Consider the following 16,756-nt stretch of genomic DNA (forward strand, 5'->3'; position numbering starts at 1 on the left):
ACAGAGGCTTAACCGGAAGTGCTATAACTGATTATTTCAGAATTGCAGAGTTACCGTTTTCACGTACGTGCTTAAGGATGGCTTTAACGCCACGTGCACTTGAACCAACAATGTTGCCGGAATCCATGTAGTTAGTACCGCCAGAGAAGTCTGTCAGGATAGCACCGGCTTCGCGGGCAATCAGTTCACCTGCTGCCATATCCCAAGGCTTAAGGCCAAGCTCGAAGTAACCGTCAACACGGCCGGCTGCAAGGTAGCAAAGATCCAGAGCAGCAGAACCAGTACGACGGAAATCAGCACATTCAGTAAACAGAGCGCCTACGATCTTAATATAAGATTCAGAGTGCTGCTTTTGCTTGAACGGGAAACCAGTAGCAAGAACAGTACCTTGCAGGTCTTTAAGTTGTTTAACACGGATTCTTGCGTTGTTTAGCTGAGCACCGGAGCCGCGCTGGGCAGTAAACAGTTCGTTCTGCATTGGATCGTAAACACAGGCAACTTCAGTTTTACCGTTAATACGAACAGCAATAGATACAGAGAAGTGTGGGAAGCCTTTCAGGAAGTTAGTCGTTCCATCTAATGGGTCGATAATCCACTGAATACCGCTGTCTTTGCCTTCAGTCAGTCCGCTCTCTTCAGCCACAATAGTGTGCTCAGGATAAGAACCTTTGATGGTATCGATGATGATTGTTTCAGCTTCTTTGTCTACGTTGGTTACAAAGTCATTTGTACCCTTTTGTGAAGCTTCAATTTTGTCAGTCGTTTCTAGTGATTTTGCAATATGATTGCCTGCTTTTCGCGCAGCGCGAATAGCAATATTTAGCATAGGATGCATAAATTAATACCCAAAAGATGTTAAAGAACGGAAAGCGGCGGCGAGTATATCAGGAAATAGAAAAAAGTGAAGCGGTTAATTTTTGTTCAGGATGATTTAATCGTTTTCGATCTGACCTCAGGTTACTTAGTTAAGCTTCTCGCGCCTTGTAGTCTGCTATGTTAACATTCGTCGGTTTTTAATTTTCGGTTTATTAACCCATGCTCAACAATGTAAAAATCATTCTGGTCGGAACCTCTCATTCAGGAAATATTGGTTCTGCTGCCCGTGCCATGAAGGTGATGGGGCTTTCTCAACTTGTTCTGGTTGACCCTCAATGTGAAGTAGACGAACAAACCCTTGCTCTTGCTGCCGGCGCTGCAGATATTGCAGAAAATGCCACTATTGTTTCTACTCTGGAAGAGGCCATCAGTGATTGTGCGTTAGTGGTTGGTTCCAGTGCCCGTTCACGTACCCTTGAATGGCCTATGCTGGAGCCGAGAGAGTGTGGTGAAAAGTTTGCTCAGGAGAGCAGCCAGCATCCGGTAGCATTAGTGTTTGGCAGGGAGAGAACCGGCCTGACTAATGAAGAGCTGCAGAAGTGTCATTTCCATGTATGTATTCCGGCTAACCCTGAATATAGCTCGCTGAATCTTGCAATGGCGGTACAGACTCTTGCCTATGAAGTAAGAGTGGCGCACCTGAATCTGCAGCAGGCTGAGTTTGAAGAGAAAGAAGAAGTCTACCCACGTCACAAAGAACTAGAGATGTTCTATCAGCACCTTGAAAAAGTGATTACCGATACCCAGTTTATCTCGCAGGATAAGCCAAACATGGTGATGACAAAGCTGAGACGACTATTTAGTCGCGCCCGTCCGGAAATAGGCGAAATTAATATTCTCAGGGGCATTTTATCGTCCATAGAAAAGCAGAATAAGTCTGGTAAATAACCATTTTTACAAAAAGGTTAAATACCTGACTATTTTAGTCAAATAAATACTTGACCAGTTTAGTCAGGTATGAAAAACTTTATTCATGTAAACACGTGGATAGAGTGTGATATGAGACTGACATCTAAAGGAAGATATGCTGTAACAGCAATGCTTGACGTTGCGCTTCACTCGCAATCAAGCCCGGTGCCATTGGCAGATATTTCTGAGCGGCAGGGAATTTCGCTCTCTTATCTGGAGCAGCTATTTTCCAAGCTGCGTAAAGCCAGTTTGGTAGACAGCGTCCGTGGTCCCGGTGGCGGATACCGGTTGGGACAAGACGCATTTAATATTTCTATTGGTACTATCATTGCCGCCGTCGATGAGTCGGTAGATGCGACAAAATGTTCAGGCAAAGGCGACTGTCAGGGGGGAACGCGTTGTTTAACCCATACCCTCTGGCGCGATCTAAGCACCCGAATCAGTGATTTTCTGAATAACATCACTCTGGGTCAGTTGATGAATGATAATGAAGTACTGGAAATTTCTGACCGTCAGGAACTAGAACTGGTGGTTAACCATGGGTTTTCTCAAACAATAACAAGTACTGCACCCATCAGTACAAATGCTCGCTCATAGCGGCAATGTTTTTACATTGGAGTAATAGATGAAACTGCCTATATATTTTGACTATTCGGCTACCTGCCCGGTAGATGAACGTGTTGCTGAAAAAATGGTTCAATTTATGACCATGGATGGGACGTTTGGTAACCCTGCCTCCCGTTCTCACCGTTATGGCTGGCAAGCTGAAGAAGCAGTTGATACCGCTCGTGAGCAGATTGCTGATCTGCTAAACGCAGATCCAAGAGAAATCATTTTTACCTCAGGTGCAACAGAGTCAGATAACCTGGCGATTAAAGGTGTTGCTCACTTTTATGGTAAGAAAGGTAAACACATCATTACCAGTAAAACGGAACACAAAGCCGTTTTAGATACCTGCCGCCAATTAGAGCGTGAAGGTTACGAAGTCACTTATATGGCACCAGAAGCAAATGGTCTGATTGACCTGAATAAGCTTCAGCAAGAGATGCGTGATGACACCATCCTTGTTTCTATCATGCATGTGAACAACGAAATCGGTGTTATTCAGGATATCTCTGCCATTGGCGAGCTGTGCCGTGAACGTAAAGTCGTTTTCCATGTAGATGCGGCACAGTCTGCAGGCAAACTGCCTATCGATGTGCAGGAAATGAAGGTTGACCTTATTTCACTTTCCGGCCACAAAATGTATGGCCCTAAAGGTATTGGTGCACTTTATGTACGCCGTAAACCACGTATCCGTCTTGAAGCACAGATGCACGGTGGTGGTCATGAGCGTGGTTTCCGCTCTGGTACTCTTGCCACTCATCAGATTGTTGGTATGGGTGAAGCTGCCCGTGTTGCCAAACAAGATATGCAGAAAGATCTGGATCATGCCAAAGCTCTTCGCGAGCGTATGCTGGAAGGTCTGAAAGATCTGGAAGCTGTAACGATTAACGGCGACTTAGAGCAACGTCTGGCGAATAACCTGAACATCAGTTTCGCTTTTGTTGAGGGTGAATCACTGCTGATGTCACTGAAAGATCTGGCGGTTTCTTCCGGTTCAGCCTGTACATCAGCAAGCCTTGAGCCTTCGTATGTTCTGAGAGCTCTAGGACTAGATGACGAACTGGCACACAGTTCTATCCGCTTTTCATTCGGACGTTATACCACGGAAGAAGAAGTTGATTATGCAGTGACACAAATTATAGCTGCTGTGAATAAACTGAGAGACATGTCTCCTCTATGGGATATGTACAAGGAAGGGGTTGATTTGAGCACCGTTGAGTGGGCTCATCATTAATCTCAGGTTACAAGAATAGAGGAACGAGGAAGTAATTATGGCTTACAGTGAAAAAGTGATCGATCACTACGAAAACCCACGTAACGTAGGTTCATTTGATAAAGAAGATCCAAGTGTTGGTAGTGGCATGGTTGGTGCACCGGCATGTGGTGACGTGATGAAGCTTCAGATAAAAGTAACGCCGGAAGGCATTATCGAAGATGCGAAATTTAAGACTTACGGTTGTGGTTCTGCAATCGCCTCAAGCTCGCTGGTTACTGAGTGGGTAAAAGGTAAAAGTGTTGATGAAGCTGCAGCGATTAAAAACTCTGAAATCGCTGAAGAGCTTGAACTGCCACCAGTGAAGGTTCACTGCTCAATTCTGGCAGAAGACGCTATTAAAGCAGCGGTATCTGACTATAAGAAGAAGCATCAGGAATAACACGTTTTCGCTACGGGGGAGGGTTTCCTCCCTCTCTAATTAAAAAGATAACAAGCAAAAGGTTGTAGTATGGCCATCACCATGACAGAAGCGGCAGCAAGCAGAGTAAAAACTTTTCTGGATAACAGAGGAAAAGGAATAGGCTTGCGTCTTGGTGTGAAAACAACGGGTTGTTCCGGCATGGCTTATGTACTTGAGTTTGTCGATCAACTGAATGACGAAGATCAGGTTTTTGATATCAGTGACATAAAGTTGATAGTTGACCCTAAAAGTCTGGTTTATCTGGATGGTACCGAGTTAGACTTTGTAAAAGAAGGATTAAACGAAGGTTTTCAGTTTAATAACCCGAACGTTAAAGACGAGTGTGGTTGTGGTGAAAGCTTTACCGTCTGAGTTACTGTTAATCAGTTAATTTATTCAGATATCGATATTTAGGTCATAACTTGATGAATCATTTTGAATTATTCGGGCTACCAATCCAGTTTGAACTGGATGGTAGCCTTCTTTCTACTCAGTTCAGAGAGCTGCAAAAGCAGTTTCATCCTGACAACTTTTCCACAGCCTCAGAGCGTGACCGGTTAATGTCGGTTCAGAAAGCGGCGCAGATCAATGACGCTTATCAGGTGTTGAAGCAGCCGGTTTCCCGCCTTGAGTATATTCTTCAGCTAAACGGGCTGGATATACGTGGTGAGCAGAAAACACTGCAGGATCCTATGTTTTTGATGCAGCAGATGGAGCTGCGTGAAGAGCTGGAAGAGATCAGTGACGAAGAGGCTCTGCTGGATTTTGACGCTAAAGTAAATAAGCTTTATAAACAACATCTGCTTGAAGTTCAGCAGCAACTGCAAGACGCTATGTGGGAAGCTGCCGCAGAGCAGGTCAGAAAACTAAAATTTATAGAAAAGCTTAAGCAAGAGATAGAACAAACTGAAGATCGACTGTTCGGTTGAGGTTGCTTGATTAAAATATAGGAAGCCCAATGTTACTTCAAATTTCGGAGCCGGGACTAAGTCCTGCACCGCATGAACAAAAGCTTGCAGTAGGTATCGACCTTGGAACAACTAATTCATTAGTTGCCTCTGTCCGTAGCGGTACCGCTTCTCCCCTTTCTGATGAAAGCGGCAACAATATTCTACCTTCAGTTGTTCACTACACAGAAGAGGGGCATCAGGTTGGTGCCTTGGCTAGAGCGAATGCCCAGTCAGATCCCGCTAATACCGTAATATCTGTTAAGCGTCTAATCGGCCGTTCTTTGGACGATATCCAGAAGCGTTACCCATCTCTGCCATATCAGTTTAAAGCCAGTGATAATGGCCTTCCCCTGCTGCAAACCGCGGCGGGTATTAAAAATCCGATTCAGGTATCGGCAGATATTCTGAAAGCGTTGAATGAAAGAGCCGAAGCGAGTCTGGGCGGAAGTTTAGAAGGTGTGGTTATTACCGTTCCTGCTTATTTTGATGATGCCCAGCGTGCCGGAACCAAAGATGCGGCGACTCTTGCCGGATTGAAAGTACTTCGCCTTCTTAATGAACCCACTGCTGCCGCTATCGCTTATGGTCTGGATTCAGGTCAGGAAGGGGTGATTGCGGTTTATGATCTGGGTGGCGGTACCTTTGATATTTCGATTCTCCGCTTATCAAAAGGTGTATTTGAAGTACTGGCAACCGGTGGCGACTCTGCCCTTGGCGGTGATGACTTTGACCATCTGGTCGCCGACCATCTGCAAGCAGAAATCGGCCTTGATAGCCCACTTTCTGATGAACAGAACAGGGCTTTACTGGATGCGGCGACAGAAGCGAAGATCAACTTATCTAAGCAGGAGAGTACAGAAGTTACGGTTCTTGGCTGGACAGGTACGCTTACCCGTAGCCAGTTTGAAGAGCTGATTCGCCCTCTGGTAAAGAAGACGCTGCTCTCTTGCCGTCGCTCCCTGAAAGATGCCGGGGTTGACGCAGACGAAGTAAATGAAGTGGTTATGGTCGGTGGTTCTACCCGTACCCTTCTTGTCAGAGAGATGGTAGGCGAGTTTTTCGGCCGTACACCATTAACCAGCATTAACCCGGATGAGGTGGTTGCCATAGGAGCCGCGATTCAGGCGGACGTTCTGGTGGGTAATAAGCCTGACTCAGAAATGCTGCTGCTGGATGTGATTCCCCTTTCCCTTGGCATTGAAACCATGGGCGGACTGGTTGAGAAAATCATTCCGAGAAACACCACTATCCCTGTCGCCAGAGCTCAGGAATTTACCACCTTTAAAGATGGCCAGACAGGTATGCTGGTTCATACAGTTCAGGGTGAACGTGAGTTGGTGGACGATTGCCGCTCTTTAGCGCGATTCTCCCTTAAAGGTATTCCGCCGATGGCGGCAGGTGCTGCTCATATCAGGGTAACTTATCAAGTGGATGCTGACGGCTTGTTGTCCGTGACGGCAATGGAAAAGAGCACAGGTGTGCAGGCAGAAATTCAGGTGAAACCTTCTTACGGCTTAAGTGACGATGAAGTAGCCGGAATGCTGAAAGATTCCATGACCTACGCCAAAGAAGATATGCTGGCACGTGCTCTTGCAGAGCAGCGTGTGGAAGCAGACAGAGTAATTGAAGGGCTGCTGGCAGCGATGCAGGCAGACGGCGATGAACTGTTAAACGATGAAGAGCGTCAGCAACTGCTGAAAGCCATTGAATCGCTTATCGAGTTACGCAACGGTGATAACGCAGATGCCATTGAGCAGGGTATAAAAGAGACTGATAAAGCCAGTCAGGAATTTGCTTCACGCCGCATGGACGTATCGATTCGTAAAGCGTTATCCGGCCAGTCTGTTGATAATGTATAGCCCTTTGCTGATTAAGGAAAAAATATGCCTAAAATAGTTGTATTGCCACATGAAGAACTTTGCCCGGAAGGCGCTGTATTAGAAGCCGAGTCGGGAGAAACAGTTCTGGATGTTGCGCTGAAAAATGGTATCGGCATTGAGCATGCCTGTGAAAAATCCTGCGCCTGCACTACCTGTCATGTCGTGGTTCGTGAAGGCTTTGATTCACTTGAAGAGAGTGATGAGCTGGAAGATGACATGCTGGATAAAGCCTGGGGTTTAGAGCCTGAATCAAGGCTGGGTTGTCAGGCAAAAGTTGCCGATGAAGATTTGGTGGTTGAGATCCCTAAGTACACCCTTAACCACGCTGCAGAAGATCATTAATCTAAAAAGATTTAGAGGATAGCCAGTATGAAATGGACAGATTCCCGTGACATAGCCATAGAGTTATGTGATTTATATCCAGATCTTGACCCTAAAACGGTGCGATTTACCGATATGCATAAGTGGATCACAGAACTGGAAGAGTTTGATGACGATCCTCAGCGATCAAATGAAAAAATCTTAGAAGCCATTCTTCTCTGCTGGCTGGATGAAGTTGATTAATCATCCAATCAGGATTGAGATAAAGGGTTCATTTGATAGAAGGGCAATTGCCCTTCTATTTTGTATATGCCTGAGTGATTTAGATTATCAGAGCTGACAGTAAATCAGAGAAACTCTTGGCTGTTTTCAGAGTCAAAATCGTTCAGAAGCGAAAAACCTCAGGGCAGAACTCTGACGGAAAGATAAGCGACAGAAAGTCGCAACAGAAGACAAGGAGTAACCATGTCAACACAGATGTTAGTTCATATTTCTAAAACGCCTGCTGCAGCTCAGTGGGGTGAAAAAGCCATTTTATCTTATAGCGATTCAGGTGCTGTTATTCACCTTGATGCCAGCCATGACCTTGGTGCAATTCAGAAAGCAGCCAGAAAACTGGATGGCAGCGGCATTAAATCTGTCTCCCTGACAGGTAAAGAGTGGGGGCTGGAAGAGATCTGGGCGTTTTATCAGGGCTATCGCTCTGCAAAAGCGGCACCGAATGTAGAGTGGGCAGAGCTGAAACAAGCAGACGAGAAAGAGCTGAAAGCGCGAATTGTTGCCGGTGACTGGGTACGGAATATCATCAACAAGCCTGCTGAAGAAGTTGCCCCACGACAACTGGCTACCATGGCTGGCGAGTTTATTAAATCTCTGGCACCGGAGCAGGTGAGCTATAAAATCGTCAAAGACAAAGATCTGCTGACAGAAGGCTGGACTGGTATCTATGCGGTAGGTCGTGGTTCTGAGCGTACTTCGGCAATGCTGCAACTGGATTTTAACCCGACGGGGGATGCGGATGCGCCGGTATTTGCTTGTCTGGTCGGTAAAGGTATTACCTTTGATTCCGGCGGTTACAGCCTTAAACCTTCTAACTTTATGACTGCCATGAAGGCGGACATGGGTGGTGCAGGAACCATTACCGGTGGTCTGGGGCTGGCAATTATGCGTGGCCTGAACAAGCGCGTTAAGCTGATCCTTTGCTGTGCGGAAAACATGGTGTCTGGTCGTGCCCTGAAACTGGGTGATGTTATTACCTATAAGAACGGCAAAACCGTAGAGATCATGAATACCGATGCCGAAGGTCGTCTGGTACTGGCTGACGGTCTTATCTATGCCAGTGAGCAGAACCCTGAACTGATCATCGACTGTGCCACACTAACCGGCGCGGCAAAAAATGCGCTGGGCAATGATTTCCATGCTCTGCTTAGCTTTGATGATGAACTTTCTCATCAGGCACTAACCAGTGCCGCGGAAGAAAAAGAGGGGCTATGGCCACTTCCGCTGGCGGACTTCCACCGGGGTATGTTGCCGTCCAGTTTTGCTGATTTATCCAACATCAGCAGCGGTGATTACTCTCCGGGTGCCAGTACAGCAGCGGCATTTCTTTCCTATTTTGTGAAAGAGCACAAAAAAGGGTGGTTACACTTTGACTGTGCCGGCACTTATCGTAAGACTGCTAATGACAAGTGGTCTGCCGGTGCAACGGGTATGGGGGTGAAAACTCTGGCCCGCCTTCTGGTAGAACAGGCAAAATAATAAAAATGGCGATTCAAGATGAGTTGCCCGAGTAAAGTAGTAAAAAGGGATATTATATGGCACTAGAAAGAACGTTTTCCATTGTGAAGCCTGACGCAGTAAAAAGAAACTTAATTGGTGAAATCTATAATCGTATTGAAAAAGCAGGCTTTAAGGTAATTGCAGCTAAAATGCTTCATCTGACCGATGAGCAGGCAAGTGGCTTTTATGCTGAACACGAAGGTAAGCCTTTCTTTGCTGATCTGAAGGCGTTTATGACTTCAGGGCCGGTTATGGTTCAGGTGCTGGAAGGTGAGAATGCAATTGATGCCTACCGGGAGCTGATGGGAAAAACTAACCCTGAAGAAGCGGCTTGTGGCACGATTCGATCCGATTATGCCCTGAGCATGAGATTTAACTCTGTTCACGGCTCAGACAGCCCGGCTTCTGCGGCAAGAGAAATTGAATTTTTCTTCCCTGAGTCAGAAATTTGTCCGAGATCTGAATAACATAGCAAATGGGCGGGAATTTCCCGCCCTTTTTTATCTTTCCTATCCTCCCATTCCTGCTTGCTTTCTGTAGTGTGATCTGGCTCAATTCTCTTGTTGTAGCTGGGCAAACCCTGTACAATTCGCGCCCTTATTTGTATTTCTGTCGTTAAGAGGTCATATGACTACTGCAAAAGTCAATTTAATGGATTTTGATCGCCAAGGTCTTCGCCGTTATTTCGCGGAAGAGCTGGGTGAGAAAGCTTTCCGTGCAGATCAGGTGATGAAGTGGATCTATCACTTCGGCATCGATGATTTCGAGAAAATGACCAATATAAATAAAAAGCTACGTGAAAAGCTGCTGAATGTGGCTGAAATCCGTGCTCCGCATGTTTCAGAAGCGCAACACTCTTCAGACGGCACTATCAAGTGGGCGATGCGTGTTGGTGATCAGGATGTGGAAACGGTTTATATTCCTGAAGATGACAGAGCGACCTTGTGTGTCTCTTCACAGGTAGGCTGTGCCCTTGAGTGTAAGTTCTGTTCTACTGCCCAGCAGGGATTTAACCGTAACCTTAAAGTGTCAGAGATTATTGGTCAGGTCTGGCGTGCTGCCCGTGAAATTGGCCTGGAAAAAGAGACCGGCCGTCGTCCTATTACCAATGTGGTAATGATGGGCATGGGTGAACCTCTGCTTAACATGAAGAACCTGTTGCCGGCACTGGAAATCATGTTGGATGACTTAGGCTTTGGTCTGTCTAAAAGACGTGTAACGGTATCCACGTCTGGTGTGGTATCTGGTTTGGATCAAATGACCGGCAATATTGATGTCGCTTTGGCTATCTCACTGCACGCACCGAACGATGAGCTTCGCCGTCAGATAATGCCGATTAATGATCGCTGGAATATTGAGACACTGCTGGAATCAATTCACCGTTATATTGCCTCTTCTAATGCTAACCGCGGTAAAGTGACCATCGAATATGTTCTGCTGGATCATGTAAACGACGATATGGACCATGCAAGGCAGCTCGCAGAACTGCTTAAAGATACCCCTTGTAAGATAAATTTGATTCCGTTTAACCCGTACCCTGGCTCACCATACAAGAAGCCAAGTAACTCACGCATCGACCGTTTTATGAAAACGCTTATGCAGTACGACAACACAGTAACCGTACGAAAGACCCGTGGTGACGATATTGATGCAGCATGTGGCCAGTTAGTTGGTGATGTGATTGACCGAACAAAACGGACAAAACAGAAGCCGCAAGGGGAACCTATTGAGGTGAAATCAATCTGAGTTAAATAGATTGAGCTAATTGGATGATTTTTTAATAAAACCCTTGCCGTCAAACAAGGGTTTTATTTTATGAATATACGGGTAATATTGGGTTGCGCTGCTGCTCTGTTAAGCGCTTGTGTATCAAGTCCTGAATTAGAAAGTAATGATATAAGGGCGGCTGACGCGAGGATTTCTCTGGGGTTAAACTACTTATTCAGGGAAAATTGGCTAAAAGCGAGAGAAAACCTTGAGATAGCCTTAAAATATGCACCAAACTACTATCGCTCTTTGAATTCAATCGCTTATTATTATCAGCTGGTTGGTGAGAATGAGCTGGCTGAAAAGCATTATAAAAAAGCATTACGGCAATCACCGTCAAATGGCGATGTTCTTAATAATTACGGTGTATTCTTATGTAAACTCGGCAACTATAAACAAGCCGATGAATTGTTTAACCGTGCTATTAAACAGCCTGACTATTATCAGGTCGCAAAAAGTTATCAAAATGCCGCTTTCTGTTCACTTAAAAGTGATGATAAAGAACAAGCTGCATACTATTTTAAACGCAGTCTGGATTATCAGCCTCATCAGATATTGGTGATGTATAAGCTGGCCAGACTAGAGTTTGAAATGGGACAGTTGGCTGAGGCCAAAGACAGATTAATTAAAATTCACTCGAAGTTCGGGTATCAGAAACAGAGTTTGATGTTGCTGATAGAGATTGCAGGGCAATTAAACCGTTCAGCAATGGCTGAGAAATACAGCGCTATTCTGGAAAGATTGTACCCGGGCTCAACACAAGATTAGAAGTACATTACGTATGAGTTCTGAAACAGAAAACCACAACACAGAAACGGAACAGCCACAGCAACCAGTTGTTCAGGCAGGCGACTTACTGCGGGAAAAGCGTGAAAAACTAGGCTTGTCTCAAAAAGAGATTGCTGACCGCTTAAGGCTGCGCCTCTCCATAATTGAAAGTATCGACAACAACAATTATGAGTTTGATCAGGTCGCTACTTTTACCCGTGGCTATTTACGTTCCTACGCTAAAGCCGTCTCTCTGGATGAAAAGCTGGTTCTGTCTGCCCTGAATCATACCAATGAAGCTCAGCATACCGAGCAGGAGATGCAGAGCTTTTCGCGTAAAACCAAACGGGAAAAGAATGACAGCCGCATAATGAAGCTCACCTGGGCGATCTTCGCGGTTATTATCGGTATCTCTTCCATCTGGTGGTATCAGAATCAGCAAGACACGCTGAATGAAACCCTTGATGAAGGGAGTGTCGAGATTAACCTGACAGAAGAGCCGGCTTCTCCGGCTGTTGTTAGCGATCCCGTTGCGGAGCAAGAGACCATTTCTCAGGATGCTGATCAGGTTGAAGAAGCTGTGTTAGCGGAAGAGAGCCCGACAGAGACAACAGAAGAAGTTACCCCGGTAGCGGAAAAAGAAATCACAGCAGAAGTGGAACCACAGCCAGAAGTGGTTGAAGTTGTGACAGAAACAGTGACAGAAGCAGAAGCACCTGTAACAGAGCAAGCTTCAACCCCGACAACAGATAGCGTGGTATCGCCACTGACAATGAGCTTTAGTGCCGACTGCTGGATTCAGGTTAAAGATGCTACCGGTGCAACGCTGGCGACTGGTGTTAAGAAAGCGGGTCGCGAGTTTGAGTTACTTGGTGAGGCTCCGTTCAGTATTATTCTTGGTGCGCCAGAAGGTGTATCAATGACATTTGCAGGTGAACCTGTTGACCTTTCTGGGTATACTTCAGGCAAAGTAGCCAGATTCACTCTACCTTAGAAGCAAAATATGCAACACGAATCCCCTATTAAACGTCGCCCGTCGTCCAGAATCTACGTGGGCGACGTACCTATTGGTGACGGTGCACCGATTGCAGTGCAGTCGATGACAAATACCCGCACAACGGATGTAGATGCCACAGTGGCACAAATCCGCGCTCTTGAAAAAGTCGGAGCTGATATTGTGCGCGTTTCTGTGCCGACCATGGATGCCGCAGAGGCCTTCAGACAGATTAAGCAGCAAACATCCATTCCTCTGGTAGCAGATATTCATTTTGACTACCGCATTGCGCTAAAAGTGGCGGAATATGGTGTGGACTGTCTGCGTATTAACCCGGGTAATATCGGCAACGAATCCAGAATCCGTTCTGTAGTTGATTGTGCGCGGGACAAAAACATCCCTATCCGTATCGGTGTTAACGGTGGCTCACTGGAAAAAGACATTCAGGAAAAATTCGGTGAACCGACACCTGAAGCTCTGGTGGAGTCTGCTATGCGCCATGTGGATATTCTGGATCGTCTGAACTTTGATCAGTTTAAGGTGAGTGTTAAGGCCTCTGATGTATTTCTGGCTGTGGACTCATATCGCTTACTGGCCAAACAGATTAAGCAGCCTCTGCACCTGGGTATTACCGAAGCTGGTGGTGCCAGAGCCGGATCGGTTAAATCGGCAGTTGGTCTGGGTATGCTTCTGGCAGAAGGTATTGGTGATACGCTTCGGGTCTCCCTTGCTGCGGATCCTGTTGAAGAGATTAAAGTGGGCTTTGATATCCTGAAATCTCTGCGTATACGCTCAAGAGGGATTAATTTTATTGCCTGTCCTACCTGCTCCCGTCAGGAGTTTGATGTTATAGGGACAGTTAATGAGCTGGAGCAGCGTCTGGAAGACATTATCACCCCGATGGATGTATCTATCATAGGTTGTGTGGTAAATGGCCCCGGCGAGGCCGAAGTGTCGCATCTGGGTGTTGCCGGTGGTAACAGAAAAAGTGCTTATTATGATGACGGTAATCGTCAGAAAGAGCGGTTTGATAATGATAATCTGATTGATCAACTGGAAGCAAAAATCCGGGCGAAAGCATCAATGCTGAATACGGAGAACCGTATTGACGTCAATCAGATAACTGAAAATAAAGAATCTTAACGATACGGTAAAAGACTGTGGCAAAAACAATTCAAGCAATACGGGGCATGAACGACTGCCTTCCAACGGATTCTCCACTTTGGCAAAAAGTGGAAGGTACAGTAAAGAAAGTAATCAGTGCGTATGGATATAGTGAAGTACGCATGCCGATCGTTGAGCAGACTCATCTATTTAGTCGTGCTATCGGTGAAGTCACTGATGTTGTCGAGAAAGAGATGTATACCTTTGAAGACCGCAATGGTGACAGCCTGACTCTTCGTCCTGAAGGGACTGCGGGTTGTGTGCGCTCAGGTATCGAAAACGGTTTATTGTACAATCAGGAACAACGACTCTGGTATATGGGGCCAATGTTCCGTCATGAAAGACCTCAGAAAGGTCGTTATCGTCAATTTCACCAGGTCGGTGCCGAGGTATTTGGCCTGAACGGACCTGATGTCGATGCAGAAATGATCATGATGACGGCGCGTTTATGGCGTGAACTGGGTATCAGTGACCATGTACGTCTGGAACTGAACTCGATCGGTTCTCTGGAAGCCCGTGCCAATTACCGTGATGCTCTTGTGGCCTATCTTGAGCAACACGAAGAAGTACTTGATGAAGATTGCAAGCGCAGAATGTACACCAACCCATTACGGGTTCTGGATACGAAAAACCCAGATGTACAGGCGATTTTAGGTGATGCACCTAAGCTTTCTGCTTTCCTTGATGAAGAGTCAAAACAGCATTTTGCCGGTCTGTGTGAACTTCTTGACGCTGCCGGAATCGAATATCAGGTTAATGAGCGTCTGGTACGTGGTCTGGACTACTACAACAGAACCGTATTTGAGTGGATCACTGAAAGCCTGGGCGCTCAGGGCACAGTATGTGGTGGTGGCCGTTATGACGGTCTGGTAGAGCAACTAGGCGGTAAAGCGACTCCGGCAGTCGGTTTTGCAATGGGGCTGGAGCGTTTGGTACTGCTACTGGATACTCTTGGCCTGAATGATGTACGTCGTGCGGTTGATGTTTATCTGGTCACGGCCGGCGAAGGCACCATGATGTCAGGCATGAAACTGGCAGAGCAGTTACGCGAGTCAGTTCCTGGTCTGCGGGTAATGACTCACTTTGGTGGCGGTAGCTTTAAGAAACAATTTAAACGTGCAGACAAGGTCGGCGCAGCAGTCGCTCTGGTATTGGGTGAAAATGAGGTTGCAGAGGGTACAGTAGTGGTTAAAGACCTTGCTGGCGGAGAGCAACAGACAGTGGCTCAGGCTGAAGTCGCATCTCAACTGAAGAATTTGATTTAAGAGGACAGGACGTGGAACTGTACGATAGCGAAGAACAACAAGTTGAAGCCATTAAAGAGTGGTGGAAGGAAAATGGTAAGGCCGTTATTTTAGGTGGCGTTCTCGGTCTGGGTGGTATTCTGGGCTGGAATTACTATCAGGACTCTGTGATTGCTGAAAAAAATGCAGCATCTGATAGCTACACGCAGGCAATTACTTTGCTAGCGGAATCAGGCAGTAATGCAGTTACTGAGGTTCAGAGCTTTATCGATGCCAACGCTTCAACGGAATATGCTGTGCTGGCTGCTATGCAATTAGCAAAAGTTCAGGTAGATGCTGGTAATATTGACGCCGCAATGACTCAACTGAACTGGGCAAAAGCCAATACAAAAGATGAAACCGTGAAACCTCTGGTTGATTTCCGTATTGCCCGTATCTCTGCTCAGCAGGGGGAGGCAGATAAAGCGCTGGAACAACTTGCTGCTATCTCTTCGGCGGCATGGCAGGGCAGAGTTGCTGAACTAAAAGGCGATATTCTTCTGCAAAAAGGCGATAAAGAGGCTGCATACAGCGCTTATGTTGAAGCTCAACAAGCAGGTGATGCAAGCTCAGCGATTCAGATGAAACTGGATGATCTGGCTAAGTAAGGGCTGAGTAATGAAAAAAGTACTTGGCCGGGTTTTAGCCGGAACCATGATTCTGGCAGCCCTTGCAGGCTGTTCCAGCGAAGAAGATACGGTAATTATGGCGCCTGTTCCTCAGGTTAACAGCCAGTTCACTCCAGAAAAGCAGTGGAGCGCTTCCATTGGTGATGGTGTGGGTCATTACTTCTCTAAGCTTCAGCCTGTTATTGCCTACGAGAAAATCTTTATTGCCAGCCGGGATGGGGAAGTTAAAGCTCTTGATCCTGAGAGTGGTAAAATGCTTTGGCGTACCGATCTTGAACAAGATGATCCTGCCCGCTTGTCAGGAGGCCTGAACGCTTCTTACGGTAAAGTGTTTGTCGGTTCAGAAAATGGTGACATGTTTGCCCTTGATGCTGAATCGGGCGAACTGGTCTGGCGCAGTGAAGTTGCCGGAGAGGTGTTAGCAAAGCCTGCAACGGATGCTAACCTCGTCATGGTTCACACCAGCCGCGGTATTCTGGTCGCCCTTAATGCTGAAACGGGCGAAGAAGCATGGAGCATCAGTACTGAAGTTCCTAACCTGACGCTTCGCGGCGGCAGCGCACCGGTAACGGTTTCCGGTGGCGTGTTCTGGGGAACGGCGAACGGAAGACTGGCTGCAGCGGTAGTTTCTCGCGGACAGTTGATTTGGCAGCAGGCAGTAGGTACACCAAAGGGCTCAACAGAGATTGATCGTCTTATCGATGTAGACTCTTCTCCTGTTGTACTTGGCAGCATGTTGTACACGGTAGGTATCAACGGACAGTTAACAGCCATTGATCTGCGTTCGGGCTCTCCGGCGTGGAAGAGAAGTTACTCCTCTGCACTGGATATGGCGACAGATGGTGCAAAACTTTACCTTGTGACCGATAAAGATTACCTGGTTGCGGTTGATGTCAGAAGCGGTACTGAGCTATGGCAGAACAAACAACTGGAAAACCGTCTGCTGACATCACCGGTACTGATTGACAATTATATCGTGGTTGGTGACGCAGAAGGTTATCTGCACTGGCTTGATAAAGAGAGTGGCGAGTTTGTCGCTCAGCAGCTACTGGATAGCAGCGGCTTTGCAGTAGCACCGTTAGTGCTTGATGACGGTTATGTGGTTACAACGCGTGATGGCGATGTACGCAAACTGAAAGTTGAGAAGTAATAAA

Annotated in this window: 19 protein-coding genes; 18 read left to right on the top strand and 1 reads right to left on the bottom strand. The window is 46.5% G+C overall.

Features of this window, described 5'->3' with window-relative positions:
• Positions 1-31: 31 nt before the first annotated feature.
• Complete coding sequence (suhB, locus tag PK654_RS03090; protein WP_271697602.1) at positions 32-835, bottom strand: inositol-1-monophosphatase; 804 nt, start codon at positions 833-835, stop codon at positions 32-34.
• Between the two features lie 200 nt (positions 836-1,035).
• On the opposite strand from suhB, the gene trmJ reads away from it, so the two are divergent.
• The 18 genes from trmJ to bamB all read left to right on the top strand — a co-directional run bounded on the left by trmJ (position 1,036) and on the right by bamB (position 16,752).
• Positions 1,036-1,764, top strand: coding sequence for a tRNA (cytosine(32)/uridine(32)-2'-O)-methyltransferase TrmJ (gene trmJ / locus PK654_RS03095; RefSeq protein ID WP_271697603.1), 729 nt, complete (start codon positions 1,036-1,038; stop codon positions 1,762-1,764).
• A gap of 111 nt (positions 1,765-1,875) precedes the next feature.
• Positions 1,876-2,382: a Fe-S cluster assembly transcriptional regulator IscR gene (iscR, locus tag PK654_RS03100; protein ID WP_271697604.1), complete on the top strand. Its 507-nt coding sequence runs from the start codon at positions 1,876-1,878 to the stop codon at positions 2,380-2,382.
• Between the two features lie 28 nt (positions 2,383-2,410).
• Complete coding sequence (locus PK654_RS03105; RefSeq protein WP_271697605.1) at positions 2,411-3,625, top strand: IscS subfamily cysteine desulfurase; 1,215 nt, start codon at positions 2,411-2,413, stop codon at positions 3,623-3,625.
• 37 nt (positions 3,626-3,662) lie between these two features.
• Entirely contained in the window at positions 3,663-4,046 is a 384-nt protein-coding gene (gene iscU, locus PK654_RS03110; RefSeq protein WP_068695583.1) for a Fe-S cluster assembly scaffold IscU, read from the top strand.
• 69 nt (positions 4,047-4,115) lie between these two features.
• On the top strand, positions 4,116-4,439 hold the full coding sequence (gene iscA / locus PK654_RS03115) for an iron-sulfur cluster assembly protein IscA (protein ID WP_271697606.1): 324 nt from the start codon (positions 4,116-4,118) through the stop codon (positions 4,437-4,439).
• Between the two features lie 53 nt (positions 4,440-4,492).
• On the top strand, positions 4,493-4,996 hold the full coding sequence (gene hscB, locus PK654_RS03120) for a co-chaperone HscB (protein WP_271697607.1): 504 nt from the start codon (positions 4,493-4,495) through the stop codon (positions 4,994-4,996).
• Positions 4,997-5,025: 29 nt separating this feature from the next.
• Positions 5,026-6,876, top strand: a complete 1,851-nt coding sequence (gene hscA, locus PK654_RS03125; RefSeq protein WP_271697608.1) for a Fe-S protein assembly chaperone HscA — start codon at positions 5,026-5,028, stop codon at positions 6,874-6,876.
• A 24-nt stretch (positions 6,877-6,900) separates the two neighbouring features.
• The gene (gene fdx / locus PK654_RS03130) at positions 6,901-7,239 is read left to right on the top strand and encodes an ISC system 2Fe-2S type ferredoxin (protein WP_271697610.1); all 339 of its coding nucleotides are present in this window, start codon (positions 6,901-6,903) and stop codon (positions 7,237-7,239) included.
• A 27-nt stretch (positions 7,240-7,266) separates the two neighbouring features.
• Entirely contained in the window at positions 7,267-7,461 is a 195-nt protein-coding gene (gene iscX, locus PK654_RS03135; RefSeq protein ID WP_271697611.1) for a Fe-S cluster assembly protein IscX, read from the top strand.
• A 222-nt stretch (positions 7,462-7,683) separates the two neighbouring features.
• On the top strand, positions 7,684-8,976 hold the full coding sequence (gene pepB / locus PK654_RS03140; protein WP_271697612.1) for an aminopeptidase PepB: 1,293 nt from the start codon (positions 7,684-7,686) through the stop codon (positions 8,974-8,976).
• 56 nt (positions 8,977-9,032) lie between these two features.
• On the top strand, positions 9,033-9,464 hold the full coding sequence (ndk, locus tag PK654_RS03145; RefSeq protein WP_271697613.1) for a nucleoside-diphosphate kinase: 432 nt from the start codon (positions 9,033-9,035) through the stop codon (positions 9,462-9,464).
• A 160-nt stretch (positions 9,465-9,624) separates the two neighbouring features.
• Entirely contained in the window at positions 9,625-10,743 is a 1,119-nt protein-coding gene (locus tag PK654_RS03150) for a bifunctional tRNA (adenosine(37)-C2)-methyltransferase TrmG/ribosomal RNA large subunit methyltransferase RlmN (RefSeq protein ID WP_271697614.1), read from the top strand.
• Positions 10,744-10,812: 69 nt separating this feature from the next.
• Positions 10,813-11,532 carry a type IV pilus biogenesis/stability protein PilW gene (pilW, locus tag PK654_RS03155; protein WP_271697615.1) on the top strand — a complete coding sequence of 240 codons (720 nt, stop codon included), beginning with the start codon at positions 10,813-10,815 and terminating at the stop codon, positions 11,530-11,532.
• 13 nt (positions 11,533-11,545) lie between these two features.
• Positions 11,546-12,526 carry a cytoskeleton protein RodZ gene (gene rodZ, locus PK654_RS03160; RefSeq protein WP_271697616.1) on the top strand — a complete coding sequence of 327 codons (981 nt, stop codon included), beginning with the start codon at positions 11,546-11,548 and terminating at the stop codon, positions 12,524-12,526.
• Positions 12,527-12,535: 9 nt separating this feature from the next.
• Entirely contained in the window at positions 12,536-13,669 is a 1,134-nt protein-coding gene (gene ispG / locus PK654_RS03165) for a flavodoxin-dependent (E)-4-hydroxy-3-methylbut-2-enyl-diphosphate synthase (RefSeq protein WP_271697617.1), read from the top strand.
• Between the two features lie 17 nt (positions 13,670-13,686).
• The gene (hisS, locus tag PK654_RS03170; protein ID WP_271697618.1) at positions 13,687-14,955 is read left to right on the top strand and encodes a histidine--tRNA ligase; all 1,269 of its coding nucleotides are present in this window, start codon (positions 13,687-13,689) and stop codon (positions 14,953-14,955) included.
• An 11-nt stretch (positions 14,956-14,966) separates the two neighbouring features.
• A complete protein-coding gene (locus PK654_RS03175) occupies positions 14,967-15,581 on the top strand; it encodes a YfgM family protein (protein ID WP_271697619.1) in 615 nt (204 codons plus the stop codon).
• 10 nt (positions 15,582-15,591) lie between these two features.
• Positions 15,592-16,752: an outer membrane protein assembly factor BamB gene (bamB, locus tag PK654_RS03180; protein WP_271697621.1), complete on the top strand. Its 1,161-nt coding sequence runs from the start codon at positions 15,592-15,594 to the stop codon at positions 16,750-16,752.
• The last annotated feature ends 4 nt before the right edge of the window (positions 16,753-16,756 follow it).

This window comes from Vibrio sp. SCSIO 43137, assembly GCF_028201475.1.
GTDB lineage: Bacteria > Pseudomonadota > Gammaproteobacteria > Enterobacterales > Vibrionaceae > Vibrio.